Here is an 18496-nt window from a genome sequence, read left to right on the forward strand (position 1 = left end):
ACCGCAGCCCAGACGGCTGATGAGCTGGACTCTCCTGCCGGCACTACCGCCGGGCGTGCCCGGTTCGGCTAGAGTGATCCGCATGAGCAGCACCGGCCAGGAGGCAGCAACATCCGGCAGCTACAAGCGGCCCCGTCAGCGCGACATCGCCCGGATGGCCGGCGTGTCGCAGCCTGCGGTGTCGCTCATCCTCACGGGCAGAGGCCAGGACCGCATTCCGGACGAGACGCGGCAACGGGTCCTGGAGATCGCCGCCGCGGTCGGGTACCGGGCGAACACCGCCGCCCGCCGCCTGCAGGGACAAAGCAGCGGGCTCCTCGGCGTGCACAGCTACGGGGACATCTTTCCCATCGGCTTCCAGCACTACAGCTACGAGTACCTGGTCGGCATCCACTCGGCGGCCGAGCAGTCCGGATTCGACCTCGTCCTCTTCACCTCGACCAGGCGCGGCCCGGTGCCGAGCCCTTACCTGGGCAACGACGAGAACCGGCTGGGCGTCGCCGACGGGTCGATCATCGTCGGCGGCCACTCCAGCGAGAACGATCTCGCTCGTCTCGTGGGCGAGGGCTATCCGTTCGTGCACATCGGGCGGCGGCAGATGGAAGGGATCGACATCCCCTCGGTCGGGTCCGACTACGTCGACGGGACAGCCCGCCTGATCGTCGAGCTCGCGGAGACGGGCCACCGCAAGCTCCTCTATCTCGGCGCCGACAGCGTGGACGAAGGCCGCCGCGACCGGCGCGAGGGCTTCCGCATCGGCGTCGAGAAGGCCGGCCTGACCTCGACCGACATGTGTTTCGTCGGACGCGAGGAGGTGACCGCCGACTGGCTGACGAGCACCATCCCCACCAGCGGCTGGACCATCGTCGCCGAGGAACACGACCTCGCGCACCGCGCCGTCACCTCCGCGACCACGGTCGGACGACGGCTGCGCACCGACCTCGCCGTCGCCGTGCTGGCATCGCCGCTCGCCGGTGAGTTCGACAGCTGGTATTGCGGCTTCCTCGTCGAGCAACGCGAGGAGATCGGCTGGCGGGCCGGCAAGTTGCTCATCGACATCGTCGAAGGACGGCAGTCCGGTCCCCGCCAGCTGCTGCTCAAGTGCCGGCCCAGCGTCACCAGCTACGGCTACGTCCCCCTCTGACCGCTCGCCCGAACACATCAGGAGCAACCCATGAGGTTCCTGGACAGGATCGCCATCGTCACCGGCGGAGCCTCCGGGATCGGCGCCGCCATCGCGCGGCGGATGGCCGGCGAAGGCGCCGTCGTGGTCATCGCCGACCTCGACGAAGAGCGCACGACGGCGTTGGCATCGTCGCTGCCCCGTGCGGTGCCGGCAGTCCTGGACGTGACCGACCGCAGCGCCGTCGAGGCGACCGTGGCGCGCCTGGACGACGCGGTCGGGCCGGTCGAGATCCTGGTGAACAACGCCGGGGCCGCCACCGACGGGACCTTCGACGAGTTGTCGTCGGAGAGCTGGGACCGCGATGTGGCCGTCAATCTCACCGCCCCGGCCGTCCTGACCAGGACGGTGCTGCCGCGCATGGTCGCGGCCGGGCGCGGCGCCATCGTCAACGTCTCCTCGGTCAACGCACTCGCGGCACTCGGCAACGACGCCTACAGCGCGGCCAAGGCCGGCATGCTCAGCCTGACCCGTTCCATCGCCGTCCAGTACGGGCAGCACGGCATCCGATGCAACGCGGTGGTGCCCGGCACGGTCCAGACGCCGATCTGGCAGTCGCGCCTGGAGCGCGATCCGCAGGTCTTCGAGCGCGCCGCGCCCTGGTATCCGCTGGGCCGGGTCGGAACGCCCGACGACATCGCGGCCGCCGTGCTGTTCCTCGCCTCCGATGACGCCGGCTGGATCACCGGCACCTCGTTGCTCGTCGACGGCGGTCTGATGGCGGGCAACGCCCGGATGATGCGGGAGATCACCGCCGAGTCCCACCACGCCCCGTCTGGCGCGTCGCGATGAGCACACCTGCACCGCCGCCCGCGAGTCGGCGCGTCCCATCCCGGGACTGGTTGCCGGCCGACGATGTCCCGATCACCGTCAAGGACAAGTGCTTCGGTACGGCACAGCGTGGTCGAAGCGTCTCCGCACTGGTCCGGGCCGGCACAGCGCTCTCCGAGCTGCCGACGCCCGTTGCGACCCTGGACGCAGGCGCACTCGAGCACAACCTCGGCGTCATGAGCAGCTACGTCCGGCAACACCGAGTCGGCTTGGCCCCACACGGCAAGACCACGATGTCTCCCGACCTCTGGCGCCGGCAGATCGACGCCGGAGCCTGGGGCATCACCGTCGCCACCGGCTGGCAGCTCCGGGTCGCTCTCGACGCCCGCGTGCGCAAGATCATGCAGGTGGGACCGATCCTCGACGACGGCGTGCTCGCCGAGGTGGCGGCAGCGCTGACGACGGACCCAGAGGTCGACGTCGTCGCGTGGGCCGATCACGTGGATGCCGTTGCCTTGATGGCCGCCCGCTTCCCTTCATCGGGTCGACCGCTTCCGGTCCTGGTCGAGCGCGGGGTTCCGGCCGGGCGAACCGGCGCGCGCACGCTCGACGAGGCGATTGCCGTGGCCGAGGCCGTCGCCGCGAGCGACAACCTGACCCTTGGGGGCATCGCGTTCTGGGAAGGCTCCATGCACGCCGGCACGGAGCCTCAGCGCCGCCACCTGGTGGAGACGTTGTGCTCGGACGTCGTCGACACCTTCGACGAGTTGGAGCGACGCGAGCTGCTGTCCGATCCCATCGTGACAGCGGGCGGCAGCGCCTACTTCGACCTGGTGCTGGACGGTCTCACCCCGATCTCGGATCGCGCGCGCATCCTGTTGCGGTCCGGCTGCTACCTCACCCACGACGACGGTGTCTACGCCGAGATCTCTCCGCTCAAGAACGGCCCGCAGTCGTTCCGCCCGGCGCTGCACGTCTGGGCGCGAGTCATCTCACGACCGCAGGACGATCTCGTACTGATCGATGCGGGACGCCGCGACGTTCCGTTCGACGCCGGTCTGCCCAGGCCCATCCGGCTGCTGGGAAGCTCGAGAGAGCAATCGCTCGACGCACTGGCCGGCGCCGCACTCATCGAGGTCAACGACCAGCACGGCTACCTGCGGGTTCCCCCGGCCTCGTCGCTCCGCATCGGCGACACCATCGGATTCGGCATCTCGCACCCCTGCACGGCGTTCGACAAGTGGCCGGCCCTGCCCGTGGTCGCCGACTCCCAAGCCCTCGACCCCATGCTCGTGGGACTCGCCCGAACCATGTTCTGAACGTCCCCGAGACTTGGACCCGACTTCTCTGCGAGGACAACCGTGTACGACCTCATCATCCGCGACGGCGTCGTCGTCGACCCCGTCCAGCGGGCTCTCCGCCGCAGCGACGTCGCCGTATCCGGCGGGCTCATCTGTGCCATCGGTGATCTCGCCGGCCACGAGGCACGAGCCACCCGGTCAGCTCAAGGGCTCTACGTCACGCCAGGGCTGATCGACCTGCACACTCACATCTATCGAGGCGGCTCGTTCTGGGGGATCGACCCGACGAGGATCGCCTGGCGTTCCGGCGTCACGACCTGGGTCGACGCCGGAAGTGCCGGGGCGCACACCATCGACAACCTCGCGGCTCAGACAGCGGGCCACGATCTCACGATCCATGCGTTGCTTCACATCGCCGCCCAGGGCCTCGTCGGAAGGACCGGCGAATCCGCGGACCTGGCCAACCTCGACGTCGACGCGTTCGCCGAGGCCGTCAGCAGGCACCCGTCTCTCGTTCGCGGCGTCAAGGTACGGATCGACCCGTCAACCGTCGGCACGAACCATCTTCTCCCCCTGGACCGGGCACTGACCGCAGGACGGGCCACTGGGCTGCCGGTCATGGTGCACATCGGGGCCGGGTCGATACCGGTCGCGGAGACACTCGACAAGCTCCGTCCCGGAGACATTGTGACGCACTGCGCCGGCCCCGCAGTCCAGGGCTTCGGTTCCGATCCCGTGCTCACGACGGCCATCCGCCGCGCCTACGAGAACGGCGTCGTGTTCGACATCGGCCACGGCGCCGGCGGTTTCCTGTTCTCGGCGGCCGAGGGGTACCTCTCCCAAGGGCTCGTCCCCCAGGTCATCTCGAGTGACCTGCACCAGCTCTCGATCCACGGGCCGGTCTTCGACCTCCCGACGGTGATGAGCAAGCTACTGGCGATCGGGATGGACCTCGTCGACGTCGTGACCGCCGCCACCGTCGCGCCCGCACGAGCGTTGGGAATCCCGGGAGGAACGATCGAGGTGGGCAAGCCGGCCGACCTCGCGCTGTTCCGGGTCGAGACCACGCCAGAACCGCTCGGCGACGTGTACGGAGAGGTCCGGCCGTCGACGCAACGGCTCTACAACGAGTCCACCTACCGCGCCGGCCGGCTCCTCCCGCCGTGCTGGCCCGATCCCCCGCCCGCGACGCTCCCGCTGTCCAGCGAGCAAGAGCGGGCACTCGGCGAGCTGGACGCCGCCGCACGGGCCCTGCTGACCAGAAGCCTGGTGCACCCGTCCCACGTCAGGAACCAGATTCCACGCCCGTGACCCATGCCCGGACGCGGCTCGGGGGCCGGTCGCCGCGCTGACGCGGCGGCCGGCCCCCGACGTGTCGAGCGCTGCCGCGCATGGTCACGGCAGCGTCGGCTCGCTACTGACGGATCGCGATGCTCACCTCGGCGTCCTCGCCGATGGTGTACGCAGGGCTCTCCTTGAGGCGGAACACGGCTGTTCGCGTGCCGGCGTCGTCCGAGCGCCGGGTCCGGATCGGGAGGTCGACCGACCTCGACCCGGCCGGGATGATCACGTGCCCCGACAGGCCGTCGTAGTCGTCTCGGTTCCGTGCCGTGCCGGACATCTCGAACGCGACCGCGAGGGTCATGGACAGGTCGTCCGTCACGCGGCTGAACCGGACCCGGTGGGTGCTGCCGCCCCGGCCGGAGTTGGACCGGGACCGCGTCGACACGCTGACCTCTGTCGCCGGATGTGTCGTGAGGGCGCGGACGTCGAGGTCCAGGTCATGCGGGTTGACGCCGAGGTCCTGCGTCGCGCCATAGGCATTGACCACCGTCAGGTCGCCGTTGAGGTCGGCCAGGCCCTGGCTTCCCGGTAGTTCGACCACTCCGAGGAAGGGCCGGTTGAGGTTGGTGATGAGGACGCTGTCGCGCCAGCTGACGCCGCCGTACTCCGGCGCCGGGTCGGCGCCCGCCGCGTCAGGCGTGTTCCGGAAGTAGAACGGGTAGGTGAAGTAGGGCGAAGTCGTGTCCCAGCTCCACCAGACGGTCTGGTCGAACTCGATGCTGGTGCCGTCGGCCGGGTGATTCCAGATGCCGATGGTCCCGGACGCCGGGCCGGTGGTGAAGAGGCAGTCGTCGAAGATGAGCTCGCCGCCGGGGTCGTTCGTGCCGGCGACGTTGACAGCCAGGATCGCGTTGTCGCCGGCGGTCGGTCCGAGGAAGCAGTTCTCCAGGCGCACGTCCACCGGGATCGAGTCGGAGGTCAACGTGACGGGTACGAACACGAAGTTGTTCTGGTCACAGCCGGCGAACACGCAGTCCCTGAACACGATCCCGGTCAGCTGCTGGTTCCAGTAGTTCGGTTCCAGGTCGACGCCGCCCTCTGGCGACGTGCCGTTGCTGTTGAGGAATGCGGAGCCCTCGACGAGCAACCCGTCGACGGAGATCACGCTCATGGCGTTGCGCCGATGGTTGTCGCATACGACGTTTCGAACCGTCACATCCTCGCAGCGGTTCCGCGCACCGGGAAGGGGCGATACGCCAACGTAGATGCCGTCACCGCCGCTGTCCTTGAGCAGCAGGCCCTCGATGAGGAAATCCCGAACACTCAGTAGGTTCACCGTCATGCGCCACTCGCCCGTGGTGTACTCCGGCTTGTTCATGACGAACGTCGCGCCATAGCCGATGAGTTTGACGCCCTTCCGGTTTTCGACCGTCACCAGCGCATCGTCGACGTTCGGGAACGCGCCGGGCTTCGCCCGGAGCACGACACCTCGTTCGAACCGCACCTCGATGTTGTTGGCGCGGACGAACAGCGGGCCGGTCGTCCAGTCGCCGGACACCTTGTCGACGATGACGACCTTCGCGCCGGAGTCCAGTGCCGCCTGCAGGAAGGCGGTCGAGTCCGCCGGGTCGTAACCGAAGTCCGATACCCGGACGGTGCGCGGCCGTGGCCGGTCATCGGCGACTGCCACATTAGCCGCGCCCGCCGCGAGGAACGGCGCGGTCGCGGCCGCCGTCCCGTAGCGCAGCAGGGTGCGCCGAGGTACCCCTGCCCTCGTCTCGTCTGCCATGGTCGTGCCCCTTTCGTTCGCAGGTGAAGGTGAGCGATCGTTGAAGCCGTCAGAAAGCGCGTTTCGGTCCGGCCCGCGCCGGCTCACGGCATCGGTGAGCCGCCGGTCAGACCGTCGCCGGGCCGGGCCGTCGTGGGTCCCGTTCGTCGTCGAACAGGCTGAGGACCAGGCGGATCTCTCGTCTCTCCCCAGCCCGCAGCTGGATTCCGCGGCCTCGCGGCCGGTTCGAGATGCGGCCTGAGCCCGGAATCGTCGTGCCCGGCTCGATGGCGATGACATCGGCGCGGCGGTACCAGGGAAAGCCGCTCGTGGCGTGTAGCTCCTGCCAGATCCACGCATGCGGGAAGGTCTCCGCGTCCCAGCGGACTTCGACACCGAGCCCGACCTGGCCGTTGAACAGGCTGAACCAGCCCTCGTCGAAGTCCGTGAGACAACCGTTCACCTCACGTGCCGGATCGGCGGACTCGATCGTGTCGATCGGCACCTCCGGAGGCCACGCGAGGATCCGGTCCGCCGGCAGGACGGTGCCGGGTAGTCGCTCGTCGGAGATGAGCGTCCTGGCCCCGCTCCGGATCACGCACCCGGGTCCGACGAGTGGCGGTCCGAATGCAGGGTGATGCACCCACATCACCTCGAGCTCGACCGTGGAGAGGTTCGTCAAGGTCTCGGTCAGGTGCAGCCGGCGGCCCTCGACCGCCACCTCGCGGGCCAGCAGCAGCGGCGCCGTGAAGAGTTCGACGTCCAGCCGCACACGGGACTCGCTGCGCTCACGAACCCGCCAGGGCACCAGGGCAGCCTCACCGTGAAAGCCCCAGGTGGTGTCATGGGCCTGCCGCTCCGACCCGGCGTTGGGACACAGCACCTGCCAACCGCCTCGGTAACCCGCCAGCCATCTGGCTTCGGAGTCGACTGCCGCCACGCCTGCTCCCGGAGCGTTCCAAGGTGCGCGGAACATCACGTCCACCTCGGTCGCGACGTCCACCACCGAGACGATGTCCGCCCCTCGTTCCGGGTCGATGGTCACCGCGATCTGTGTGCTCGAGAGCACGATCGGCTCCCGGTCCGAGTTGGCCATCGCTGCTCCTCACACGCCTCATCTCGCCACTTAGGACGATGTCTGTGCCAGGGATGAGCTGCAGCCGGGCCGCTGACCATCACGTCGGCCCTGCTACGTCCACAGCTAGCGCCCGCGTCGTGTCGGCGCCGCACTCTCGCTCGCGGGCTGCTCGACCAGGCGCCGCCTTCCATGGACGCCGCGGCCGCGTCGTCGGCAGCCGCACTATCAGGACCCTTGCGACGGCGAATCCGACGGGTGGTCGGCCAGCCGAACGCTCGAACCCCTTCCTGAACAGATCCAGCCCGACAACGGACACAACCAGGAAACCCACATGGATCACCGACACTGAGTTCGTCAGCTCGGCGACTCCGGACTGAGCGTTCGACCGCAAGACCCACCAAGCGAGCCAGACCACGGTGGACCGTCAGGCCATCAGATCATCCGTATAAGCATTTGTCAACGCCCACCTTGAGGGGCCGCCGCTGCGAGCCGATCTGGACGTTGTCACGGATCGGCTCAATCGCCGCACCCTGTTCGCCGCAGGCGACCAGGAATGCGGACTGAGCTGGTCATATACCCACCGCGTCCTGCCTCGCCCCAGTGGGCGCCGCCCGCTCACGGGGTCGCACTGGCCGCTCCAGACACCGCCGCAGCGGGAGCTTGGCGGCCGTGCTGATTCGAATAAGCAGTACTCGTAGAAGCGGACCGTTCTCGCGTCGCAGCGCACCCGCTCAGCACGCGCAGCGGATCGCTGAGCATCCAGCCCATGCCCCGGCTTCATCAGCGAAAGCCATGCAGCCCGCCCCGCCGGTCGACCTGAATGGGATCTCGCTCCCCATGACACTCGGGTGGAGGGTTCGCGGCATTACCGCGGTGAGGGTGCCAGGCCTCGATGGCCATGGTGACCGGGCTCATCCCCGGGTTGGTCGCTGGCGAGCTGGTGGTGTTCCCTGGCCGCTCCGAGCGCCCAGATGGCTGAGCGGATGTGCTTCTCCATGGCGCTCCGGGCGCGCCCGGCCGAGCGGTCCTCGATGGCGGCGGCGATCTCGGCGTGCTGGTGCAGGGCCTGCTCCGCCGCCTCGGGCACCATGCCGGTGGCCTTTCTGGCGCCGCCCAGGAGCATGGACATCGGCGCGAGCAGGCGGGCGAGGACCGGGTTGGCGCTGGCCTGGGCGACGGCCTCGTGGAACTCGATGTCGGCCTCCCAGATGTTCTCGCCGAGCTCGAACGCGACCTTGAAATGGCCCAGCGCCCGCTTGATGGCCAGCAGGTCGTCGTCCGTGCGGTTCGTGGCCGCTCTCGCCGCGGCCGCCGGCTCCAGGATCAGCCGGACGTCGTAGAGGTGGTCGGCGGTCTCGCCGCGCAAGAGGTGCGAGATCGCGGCCGTCGCGAGCGCGTTCGGCGCCCCGGTGTCGATGACGCGCGCCCCCAGACGCGGCCGCACCTCCACGATCCCGAGGACCCGCAGCGTCTGCATGGCCTCCCGGACCGTGTTGCGCCCGACGCCATACGTCGCGCCGAGTTGCTGCTCCGAGGGCAGGGTGTCGCCGGGGCCGTACTCACCACGGGCGATCCGGGCGAGCAGGTCGTCCGCGACGGACTTGCTGAGCCGTTCGGTCAAGGCGACTACCTCCACCTTTGACGATATCGCAACATTCATCCTACGATCCCATTCATCCTACAAATGGGTCTAGAAACGGAGACGTCATGGAAGCCACGGGTTCAGGCGTCGACATCCTGTCTTTGGTGCGGACCCGCCTCAACGCCTCGGTCGTCGGCGACGTCCTGGACTCGCTGGGCCGCACTCACCAGGTGTTGCCTGCCGGCGTGCGCCCGCTGGAGCGTGGCATGGAGCTCGCCGGCCGCGCGATGCCCGTCCTGAACGCCGACGTCCACGGACCGCAGCGCGAACCGTTCGGCCTGCTCGCGGAGGCGCTGGACGGACTCGAACGGGACGAGGTGTATCTGAGTTGCGGCGGCACCGTGAGGTGCGCCTACTGGGGCGAGCTGCTCACGGTGGCCGCCCGCACCCGGGGCGCGGCCGGTGCCGTCGTCGACGGATATCACCGCGACACGACAAAGGTGCTGGACCAGCGCTGGCCCGTGTTCAGCCGCGGCGCGTACGCGCAGGACTCGTCGGTCCGCCTCAAGGTGATCGACTACCGCGTGCCGATCGAGATCGGCGGCGTGTGGATCGCGCCCGGCGACCTCGTCGTCGGCGATGTCGACGGCGTCGTGGTCGTCCCCGCCGACGTCGAGGCCGAGGTGATCGAGCGCGCGCTGGAGAAGGCGAGCACAGAGAACGTCGTGCGCAAAGCGATCGAGGACGGAATGTCGGTGGTCGAGGCGTTCGCCACGTACCGCGTGCTCTGAACGGCGGGCGCGGGCCAACCGGGAGGACACGAACAGACGGACAGAATCGCGGCAGTCACCCGAGTGGCCGGCGACATCGAGTGCCCTCTTGCGCGACCCACCGCGCTGGACCGGGCGACCGCCATGTGCCCCTCGGCCGAATCGGCGAGCCCCGGGGACGTCAACGGGCCAGTACGAGAGTCGCGTGCAGGGTGAGTCCAGGTGGGCGAGTCCCCCCTCGGACACATCAAATCCGCCCCTCACCAGCGGAGATGTTGGTGGGGGTTCAAATTCGCTTGATCGTCCGCCGAGGTCAGCGATCTCGTCCAGCACCCACATATGGGTGACTGAGAGGGTCGAGACCGATCTCAGGATGCCGATGGAGCTTGCGCCGGAGGTCGACTATGCGGTCGCCCAGGGCTTACGCATCCGACAGCAGAGGTGCACGCGGTTCTGTCGTCGCGCATGTCCTTCGAACCCCACTGGCGCTCCAGCCGTTCACGCCAGGCGTTGCCGTGCGCGCCCAGGTCTCCGAGATCCCAGAACACCCCGGCCATGATCTGGAGTGCCTCGTGCGCGAGCGGCGTGAGTAGATGCTCGTCGGGAGCGTGCTGCGCACAGCCCGGATAGGAGTGGGGTACCCAGATGGTGGGGATGCCGAGAGTGTCGGCGAAGGCGGCGTTCGGCAAGGTCCCGCCCAGATTCGGCAGGATGGCCGGCTCGGCGCCGGTCGTCTCTCGCAGAGAGGCTTCGGTCCACCGCACCCAAGCGTTGTCCGGGTCGACGCGGGTCGCGGCGACGCCTTGGCCGACATCGACATCGACCATGGTGAGTCCGTGGCCGTCCAGGTGCTCCCGCAGGACGTTCTCGACATTGGACCAGTCGGTGCCGACCACGAACCTCAGCTGGCAATGAGCGACGGCTCGGCCGGGGATCGCGCTGGTCGGCGCTTCGGGGGTGCCTGCGCCGAGCGCCAGCACCTCCAAGGTGTTCCAGCCGAAGACACGTTCGACCGGAGTCAGCTCGGGCCCGCCCCAGTCCATGTCGATTTCCGGGCTCCCGGGACCGCCGTCGACGCAGATGCCTGCGAGGGCCCGCCGGAGGGAATCAGGCAAGGCGGGAGGTCGCAGCCCTGCCGGCAGCACGCGGCCGCGGCCGTCGACCAAGGCGGCGACGGCGGTCGCCAGGACCGTTGCGGGGTTGCGGAGCAGGCCGCCCCAGTTGCCGGAGTGATAAGGCTCATCGCGCAGGTGCACGCGGAGGGTGAAGTCGACCTCGCCGCGGGAGCCGAGGAAGATCGTGGGCCGTCCGGCAGCGACCCGCATGCCGTCCGAGGCGATCAGCACGTCGGCGCTCAGCTCGTCACCGAGGCCGGCGCAGATCTCGGCCAGACCCGGCGAGCCGATCTCTTCCGCCATGTCGAGCAGGACCTTCAGGTTGAACCCCAATCGGCCTTCGCGCGCGGCCAGCACCTGTTCGAGGGCGGCCAGATTGATCGTGTGCTGGCCCTTGTTGTCGGCGGTGCCGCGGCCGTACCAGCGGTCACCTCGCACGACGACCTGCCACGGCCGGAGACCAGCACCCCATTCGGCCTCGTCGGTCACGACCACGTCGCCGTGACCGTACGTCAGTACCGTCGGGAGCGCGTCGTCCTCATGGCGATGGGCCAGGAGGAAGGGCGCTGCGCCCTCCACCGGGTTGTCGACGATGCGTACGACGCAACCGAGCCGGGCGAGCTGCGGCGCGATCTCCCGGGTCAGGTAGTCGTGGAGGGCAGGCCCGCTCTGCGGCTCCGAGCTCACGGTCCGGACGGCCACCCGACGGCGCAGGTCGGCGAGAAGGCCGCCCGAGTCGAGGTAGCGCGCGGCGCGATCGATGGCCGCCGAACGACTCATGCGCTCGTCTCCTCACACCGTCCGGAGGAACTCGTCCAGCATCTCCAGGCCCTGGACCAGGGCCGCGACCGGCACGCGTTCGTCGACGCCGTGCATGCCCGCCGGGGTCCGGCCGTCCGGGTCCAGGCCCAGCGGCGAGAACCCGAAGCCCGCCATCCCGAGCTCCGCGAAGGGTTTGGCATCGGTGCCGCCGGCCATGCAGAAGGGGACGACCACGGCATCCGGGTCGTGCCGCCGGACCGCCGCCGCCATGGCGTCGAACCACAGGTTGTCCCACTCCGCTTCGATCGCGGGGCGATACGACAGGAACGACCTGGTGACCGCCGGTCCGAGGAGCGTATCGATCGTGGCGAGCTGATCCGCCTCACCGCCTGGCACCGAGCGCACGTCGATCTCGGCGTGGGCCTCACCGGGCACGACGTTGTACTTGTAGCCGGCCTCGAGCACGGTCACGGCGGTCGAGGGGTACAGCGACGGCTCGACGACGTCACGCAGCGGCCCGATGCGGTCCACCACGGCCTCGACCCCCTGCGCGGACGAGAGATCGGCGTCGAGGCCGAGTGTCTGCGTGGCGATCTCGAGCAGTCGCCGTATCGGTGGCGTCAGCGTCATGGGCCAGCGGTGCTCGGTGAGCCGCGCAAGCCCGGTCACGAGGTGGGCGGCGGGATTGTCGGGGTTGGGACGCGAGCCGTGACCGGCCGTCCCGCTCGCACGAACGCGCAGATGCAGGGACCCGCGCTCGGCCACGGCGATGGGATAGAACCGCCGCACCTGGCCGTCGGGCGCTTCCACCGGTACGGCCTGCCCACCCGTCTCACCGATGGCCGCCGCGACCCCGTCGAAGAGCTCCGGACGGTTCCGCACCAGCCACTCGGCACCGAGGGCACCGTCCTCCTCCTCGTCCGCGACGAAGGCGAAGACCACGTCTCGCCGGGGAGCGATTCCTCGGGATGCCCACCGCATCAAGGTGGCGAGCATCATCGCGACCATGTCCTTCATGTCGGTCGCTCCGCGGCCCCAGACGTAGCCGTCTGCCACCCGGCCCTCGAACGGTGCCACGGTCCACCCGCCGGGCTCGGCCGGGACGACGTCGAGGTGCCCGTGCACGAGCAGGCCGGGCTGCGAGCGATCGGTGCCGGCGACTCTCAGGACCACATTGGCCCGGTTCGGTTCGGAGACGATGAGCTCGGGATCGTAGCCCGCCGCGCGCAGCAGTCCGACGACGTACCGTGCGGCGTCCAGTTCGCCGTTGCTGCCCCGGCTCCCGTAGTTGCTGGTGTCGATGGCGATGAGCTCGGAACAGATGGTGACGACGTCGGGGTGGACGGTCATCGTGCTCCTGACGTTGTGCCCGCCGGCGGGGCGGGGGTGGGCGTGGGGGCGATCACGTAGCCGCGTTGCCGGTCGAAGCCGGTGATCTCAGCACCGCGATCCATGGCACCGGCCAGCACGTCGCGGACGCGGTGACGCCAGGCCTGCGCGAGCCGGGGATCCTCGATCCGCACCTGCTCGATGTCCTCCGGTACGGGGACGAACGCCGCACCGCCGGTCCACGGCACCACGTGGAGTGAGCCCTCGCCGACCTCGATCAGCGCCGGGTGCTCCCCCACCGATGGCCGCGACCATCGTGCGTCCGCCGCGGCCACCGCGGCGGGTGAGAGGAGGTCCCATTCGACCAGCAGCCGGTCGCTCTCCTCGCCCCGATTGAGCCCGTCGTGCATGGGCCCGTAGAAGTCGGGAAGGTAGGCCGTCGCTCGAGCGCCGAGCTTCACCAGGTTGAAGTAGGCGTTGCGACGGACCAGCGGATCGAACGTCCACGTGACCGAACGGATGCCGCGCCCCAGCGCCCAGGTGCGCTGGTGGCACTTGAGCAGGAACCCGACGTCGCGTGCGCGACACTCGGCGTCAACACCGGCGATGTGGCTGTGCAGCGACCCGTCGTCCGGTGCGAAGAACGCGACGGCGGCGCCGGCCATCCGGCCCTCCACGAAGGCCGCACCGACGTAATTGCCGGTCATGCTGAGAGCGCGCAGCAGCGATACCGTGACCTGGGAGGAGCCGGGCGAGCGATTCCAGACCCGGCTGAGCAGGGCACTGACCGCCTCGAACTCGGCGACTCCGGTCGCCTCCCGGACGGTGACGCCGGGACCGGGCGGGGTGGCCAGCGAGCGCCGCGGACGGTCCAAAGTCATGGAAGGTCCTCGGCGCCGGTCGACGTGAGGACGTCCTCGATCAGCGCCGTCAGCAGTGCGAGACGGTCGCCGAGCAGCGCCGTGTCGACCCACTCGTGGCGGGCGTGCGCTCCCCCGCCCACCGCTCCGAGACCGTCGAGGGTCGGCACCCCGGCGGCTGCCGTCAGGTTGCCGTCCGAGCCGCCGCCCACGGCGGCGCCGGTGAGCGCAGCCATGCCCAGGCCCTCCGCCAGCGCGCTCGCGCGCCGGAACAGCCCGGCGGTCATCGTGGCCTCGAGCGGCGGGCGGTCGATGCCCCCGGCCACGTCGATAGCGACCCCGGGATCGGCTGGCACGAGGCCCCGGATCGCGGTGTCGACCCGCACCAGCTCCGCGACCGTCCGAGCGCGGACGTCGATCCTCAGCGTGGCCAGCTCGGGCACCGTGTTGTCAGCCGTTCCCGCCTCCGCGCCGGTCGGAGCGACGCTCGTCCCCTCGGTGTCGTCCGCCAACGCGGCGACCCTGCCGACGGCGCTGCCGAGCGCGATCAGGGCGTTGGCACCGAGGTGCGGCTCCAGGCCCGCGTGCGCGGCGCGGCCGGTGAACGTCAGGACGTAGTGGGCTCGTCCCTTGCGCTCGGTCTTCAGAGCGCCGGAGTCGTCGCCGGCCTCGAGCACCAGCACCGCCGCGCATCCTTCGGCCTCGGCCTCGATCAGCTCGCGGGAGGTCGGGGAGCCGAGTTCTTCGTCGCCGGTGACCAGGACGGTGACGCCGGACGGATCGTCGAGGCCGGCGATCGCGTGGAACGCCAGCGCGAGCCCGACCTTCATGTCCAGGCAACCGGGCCCGCGGATCCGGTCGCCGGCTTCGAAGGGGATGGTGTCGATCGTGCCCAGCGGCCAGACGGTGTCGTGGTGGCCGAGCACGAGCACCCGGCGTGGGCCGTCTCCCCACCGCCAGCGCAGGTGCGCACACCCGGCCGACTCGATCCGCTCCGGACGAACGCCGAGGATGGCCGCGCCGACTTCCGCGACGCGGTCGGCACTGCGCGCGACGGCGGCGAGGTCGGCCGACGGTGACTCGACGCTGACCAGCTGAGCCGAGGCCGCCACGACCTCGGCCATCCGGTCGTGGGCGGCGGCGATGCGGGGGTGGACATCGTTCACCGCGCAGCCCCCGGCGGTCACGGGGCCGGCGGATGGCGGTGCGTTCATGGGTCCCTCCGGCGCTTGATCTGCGGCCGTCAGGGTCTCAGCCGGGTCGGCGGTGGCTCTTGTGGCCCGACATCAAAAGGCGGCTGCGACCTAGGTGTCCGACACCGACGGCAGCCGTCCTCGTCCGGCTAGCGTCCTGCTACGGCACGGAACACGTTGGTGGCGATGCATCGGGAGGACCAGGTGACCAAGCAGGGCGCGGACGCTCCGGCGCTGTCGGCCGGGACGGTCGTCGTACCCACCGGCCGCGGCGGAGAGGTGCCGTCCCCACTGGCCCGCTTCCTCGCCGATGCCGGCGTCGAGGCCGACGTGCGCGAGATCGGACGTCGCGTCGACCTGACCGAACCCGGTGAGGTCGCCCGGGTCCCCGTCGTCGACGGCCCCGACCTCGTCTACGTGGTCGTCGGCGATCCGCGGCCGGAGCTGCCCTTCCACCACGTGCGAGAGGCCGCGATGGCGGCATCCCGGCGCTGCGGGTCCGCTGCGACGGTGCTCAACGCGGTCGGCTGCTGGGACGACGACCCGCGCTGCGCCACTGCGGCGGCAGAGGGCTGGGTCCTCGGCACGTACCGGTACCAGATCGATTGGACGGTCGCCGACCTGCTCGCCCGGCTCGATCCGGTACCGGTCCGGCACTGGGGCGCTGACGAGGCCGTGCGCGAGGGCGTCGTGCTCGGCGCGGCCGCCAACCTCGTTCGCGACCTGGTCAACGCGCCACCGGGCCAGCTCGTCCCGGAGCGGCTTGCGGCCGTCTGTCGAGAACTCGGCCAGGCTCTCGGGTTCGAGGTGCGAGTCCACGACCAGGACATGCTGGAGCGGGACGGGTTCGGCGGGCTGCTGGGGGTCGGGCGCGGCAGCGCGTCCCCGCCGGTCCTGGTCGAGTTGCGCCGCGGCGACGAAGCGGGCCCGCACACGGCGCTCGTCGGCAAGGGCATCACCTTCGACGCGGGCGGCATCTCTCTCAAGCCGTCCCGGGGCATGCTGACCATGAAGGCGGACATGTCCGGCGCCGCCGCCGTCCTCGGCGCCTTCGTCGCGCTCGCCGGCCTGCACTCCGACGCGCCGGTGCGCGGCTATCTGGCGTGCGCCGAGAACATGCCGGGTCCGGCCGCGACCCGGATCGGGGACGTCCTGCGTCATCGCGGCGGCCGGACGGTCGAGGTGACCGACGCCGACTGCGAGGGGCGGCTCGTGCTCGCCGACGCCCTCGCGTACGCGGCCGAGGCAGGCCCCGCCGCGATCGTCGACCTGGCCACCCTGACCTCGAGCTCGGGCCTCGGCCCGCAGATCTGGGCCGGGTTCGGCACCGACGACGCCCTGCTGGCGCTGGTCCTGGCGGCCGGGAGCGCGTCGGGCGAGCCGGGCTGGGCGATGCCACGGTGGGAGCCGTATCGGGACGGCCTGGCCTCCGATGTGGCGGACGCGCGGAACTTCGACCCGGACGCGACCCAGCCGTACGGCGCCATCACCGCCGCGCTCTACCTCGAGCCGTTCGCGTCCGGCGTGGCGTGGGCGCACGTGGACCTCGGGCTCACGGTGATGCACCCGGCCGCCGACCACCGCTGGGCGGCCGGTGCCAACGGCCGCGGGGTCCGGCTGCTCACCCGGTTCCTGGCCGCCCGCTCCAGCGGCGCCGCGGCCGGTGAGGGCGCCGCGTGAGCGTCGTGGACGGTCCCTACTTCGACGATCTCTCCGCCGGCGACGTGTTCACCGGCCCGGCCGTCACGCTGGACGCCGGTCTCCAGGCACAGCACCGGGCGATCCTCGGCGACCGGCTGCCGCTCTGCCTCGACGACTCCCTTGCCGAGTCGGTCACCGGACGTGCGGGCCTCGCGCATCCCGGGGTGGTGTGGGACGTCGCGATCGGCCAGTCGAGCGTCGTGACCCGCCAGGTGGTCGCGAACCTCTTCTACCGAGGACTCCGGCTGCGGGCGACGCCCTACCTCGGCGACACGCTGGTGACGTCCGCCGAGGTGGTCGCCACCCGCCGGGTCCGGTCCCGGGCGGACCGGCCGGAGCGGGGCAAGGTGGTGCTGCGCATCCTCAGCCGGGACCAGACGGGGCGCGTCGTCCTCGGCTTCGACCGCTGTGCGCTCCTCCCCTGCCGCCCCGGCGCCGAGGCGGCAGGGGATCGCTCGGACGACGCCGGCGGGCTGTTCACCGTGCCGCCGGTGCCGGCCGCGGCCTCCGCGCCCGAGTGGCTCGCGGGCTGGTCGCTCGGGCCGCTGCGGGCGGCCGCCGGCGACGAGCGCCTCGTCGTGGGCGAGGTCCGCGATCTCGCTGCCGGCGACGTCGTCTCGAGCGCGCCGGAGCTGGCCCGCCTCACCGTGAACGTCGCGGCGGTGCACCACGACGCGGAGCTGGCCGGCGGCCGTCGTCTGGTGTACGGAGGGCACACGATCGGGCTCGCTCTCGGCCAGACGTGTCGCGCGGTCCCGGGGCTCGCGACCGTCACCGAGTGGTTCGCGTGCGACCACGTCGCGCCGGTGTACGAGGGCGACACGGTGCACAGCCGGGTCACGGTGCAGGGCCTCACGCCGTACCGCGATGGCAGCGCGATCGCCGTGCTCAACACTCAGACGTCAGTGGCCGGCCGCGGCGCCGTGCTCGACTGGACCTTCGCCGCGTTGGTCGCATGAGCGCCGGCCGTGGCCCGGCGTGGCTCTTCGTGCCGGGCGATCGACCGGACCGCTTCGCGAAGGCGGCCGCGAGCGCCGCCGACCAGGTCATCTGCGACCTGGAGGACGCCGTTCTGCCGGCCGCCAAGGAGGCGGCTCGCGACCACGTCGTGGGCTGGCTCTCCGCAGGCGGATCGGCCTGGGTGCGGGTGAACCCGTCCGGCTCGTCATGGCATCGCGATGACGTGCTCGGCCTGGCCCGTTGCGCGGGCCTCCAGGGCGTCGTCGTGCCCAAGGTCGAGTCCGCAACGGACCTGGAGGCCGTGCGCGAGGTGCTCACGGTGCCGGTGGCGCCCCTCATCGAGTCCGCCGCGGGTGTCGAGCGAGTCGCTGAGATCGTCACCGCCGATCGGGTGGAGCGGCTCCTCCTCGGGACCGTCGACCTCGCGGTCGACCTCGGCTGCGACGAGGAGTCCGACGTCGTGACGCACGCCAGGTGCCGGCTCCTGCTGGCGTCCAGGGCAGCTGGACGAGCCGCACCGGTGGACGGAGTGACCAGGGCGCTGCGAGACCCCGCCGCTGCGTTCGCCGACGCAGGACGGGCGCGCCGCGAGGGCTTCGCCGGGAAGCTCGCGATCCACCCGATGCAGGTCGAGCCGATCCGCTCGGCGTTCGCGCCGACCCCGGAGGAGGTGGCCTGGGCGCATGGCGTGGTCGCGTCCGCCGGCAGTGCCGCGCACGGCGCGGTGGCCACGTCCGGCCTGATGGTCGACGCCCCCGTCGTCGAGCGCGCGCGCCGGATCCTGGCCGTCGCCGGTGCTGGTGCGGCGGCCCACGAGACAGCGGAGGACAGCGACTGAC

Annotated in this window: 15 protein-coding genes; 8 read left to right on the top strand and 7 right to left on the bottom strand. The window is 70.8% G+C overall.

The genetic code is table 11. From position 1 onward, the window contains the following. The first annotated feature begins 19 nt into the window (after nt 1–19). Genes ACW62_RS04675 through ACW62_RS04690 form a run of 4 tightly spaced genes read left to right on the top strand, consistent with a single transcriptional unit; the run spans nt 20 to nt 4566 of the window. Nucleotides 20–1144 carry a LacI family DNA-binding transcriptional regulator gene (locus tag ACW62_RS04675; protein WP_083459207.1) on the top strand — a complete coding sequence of 375 codons (1125 nt, stop codon included), beginning with the start codon at nt 20–22 and terminating at the stop codon, nt 1142–1144. A 30-nt stretch (nt 1145–1174) separates the two neighbouring features. Beyond that, the gene (locus tag ACW62_RS04680) at nt 1175–1975 is read left to right on the top strand and encodes a glucose 1-dehydrogenase (protein WP_083459209.1); all 801 of its coding nucleotides are present in this window, start codon (nt 1175–1177) and stop codon (nt 1973–1975) included. A gap of 50 nt (nt 1976–2025) precedes the next feature. Continuing rightward, a complete protein-coding gene (locus tag ACW62_RS04685) occupies nt 2026–3273 on the top strand; it encodes an alanine racemase (RefSeq protein ID WP_053202912.1) in 1248 nt (415 codons plus the stop codon). Between the two features lie 42 nt (nt 3274–3315). Continuing rightward, complete coding sequence (locus ACW62_RS04690) at nt 3316–4566, top strand: amidohydrolase/deacetylase family metallohydrolase (RefSeq protein ID WP_205629137.1); 1251 nt, start codon at nt 3316–3318, stop codon at nt 4564–4566. A 103-nt stretch (nt 4567–4669) separates the two neighbouring features. On the opposite strand, the gene ACW62_RS04695 is transcribed toward ACW62_RS04690, so the two are convergent. The 3 genes from ACW62_RS04695 to ACW62_RS04705 all read right to left on the bottom strand — a co-directional run bounded on the left by ACW62_RS04695 (nt 4670) and on the right by ACW62_RS04705 (nt 9006). Then, nucleotides 4670–6328, bottom strand: coding sequence for a glycoside hydrolase family protein (locus ACW62_RS04695; protein WP_157574383.1), 1659 nt, complete (start codon nt 6326–6328; stop codon nt 4670–4672). A 106-nt stretch (nt 6329–6434) separates the two neighbouring features. Continuing rightward, complete coding sequence (locus ACW62_RS04700) at nt 6435–7403, bottom strand: aldose 1-epimerase (RefSeq protein WP_053202914.1); 969 nt, start codon at nt 7401–7403, stop codon at nt 6435–6437. An 847-nt stretch (nt 7404–8250) separates the two neighbouring features. Next, a complete protein-coding gene (locus tag ACW62_RS04705; protein WP_053202915.1) occupies nt 8251–9006 on the bottom strand; it encodes a FadR/GntR family transcriptional regulator in 756 nt (251 codons plus the stop codon). An 86-nt stretch (nt 9007–9092) separates the two neighbouring features. On the opposite strand from ACW62_RS04705, the gene ACW62_RS04710 reads away from it, so the two are divergent. Then, a complete protein-coding gene (locus tag ACW62_RS04710; protein WP_053202916.1) occupies nt 9093–9758 on the top strand; it encodes an RraA family protein in 666 nt (221 codons plus the stop codon). Nucleotides 9759–10105: 347 nt separating this feature from the next. Here ACW62_RS04710 and ACW62_RS04715 read toward each other — a convergent pair whose 3' ends face one another. Genes ACW62_RS04715 through ACW62_RS04730 form a run of 4 tightly spaced genes read right to left on the bottom strand, consistent with a single transcriptional unit; the run spans nt 10106 to nt 15017 of the window. Beyond that, nucleotides 10106–11632: a M20 family metallopeptidase gene (locus ACW62_RS04715; protein WP_083459216.1), complete on the bottom strand. Its 1527-nt coding sequence runs from the start codon at nt 11630–11632 to the stop codon at nt 10106–10108. Nucleotides 11633–11644: 12 nt separating this feature from the next. Beyond that, nucleotides 11645–12964: a M20/M25/M40 family metallo-hydrolase gene (locus ACW62_RS04720; RefSeq protein ID WP_053202917.1), complete on the bottom strand. Its 1320-nt coding sequence runs from the start codon at nt 12962–12964 to the stop codon at nt 11645–11647. Next, nucleotides 12961–13824, bottom strand: coding sequence for a GNAT family N-acetyltransferase (locus tag ACW62_RS04725; protein ID WP_083459218.1), 864 nt, complete (start codon nt 13822–13824; stop codon nt 12961–12963). Before ACW62_RS04725 ends, ACW62_RS04720 begins: the two co-directional genes overlap by 4 nt. Next, nucleotides 13821–15017, bottom strand: a complete 1197-nt coding sequence (locus tag ACW62_RS04730) for a M20/M25/M40 family metallo-hydrolase (RefSeq protein ID WP_205629138.1) — start codon at nt 15015–15017, stop codon at nt 13821–13823. The genes ACW62_RS04725 and ACW62_RS04730 overlap by 4 nt, the downstream gene beginning before the upstream one ends. A gap of 183 nt (nt 15018–15200) precedes the next feature. Between ACW62_RS04730 and ACW62_RS04735 the strand changes: the two genes are divergently transcribed. The 3 genes from ACW62_RS04735 to ACW62_RS04745 are packed head-to-tail and all read left to right on the top strand — an operon-like array spanning nt 15201 to nt 18495. Beyond that, complete coding sequence (locus tag ACW62_RS04735) at nt 15201–16676, top strand: leucyl aminopeptidase family protein (RefSeq protein ID WP_169791992.1); 1476 nt, start codon at nt 15201–15203, stop codon at nt 16674–16676. Then, a complete protein-coding gene (locus ACW62_RS04740; protein WP_053202920.1) occupies nt 16673–17656 on the top strand; it encodes a MaoC family dehydratase in 984 nt (327 codons plus the stop codon). Before ACW62_RS04735 ends, ACW62_RS04740 begins: the two co-directional genes overlap by 4 nt. Further along, the gene (locus ACW62_RS04745) at nt 17653–18495 is read left to right on the top strand and encodes an HpcH/HpaI aldolase/citrate lyase family protein (RefSeq protein ID WP_053202921.1); all 843 of its coding nucleotides are present in this window, start codon (nt 17653–17655) and stop codon (nt 18493–18495) included. The genes ACW62_RS04740 and ACW62_RS04745 overlap by 4 nt, the downstream gene beginning before the upstream one ends. Nucleotide 18496 lies beyond the last annotated feature (1 nt).

The sequence above is a fragment of the Jiangella muralis genome, assembly GCF_001270745.1.
In the GTDB taxonomy this organism is placed as follows: Bacteria; Actinomycetota; Actinomycetes; order Jiangellales; family Jiangellaceae; genus Jiangella; species Jiangella muralis.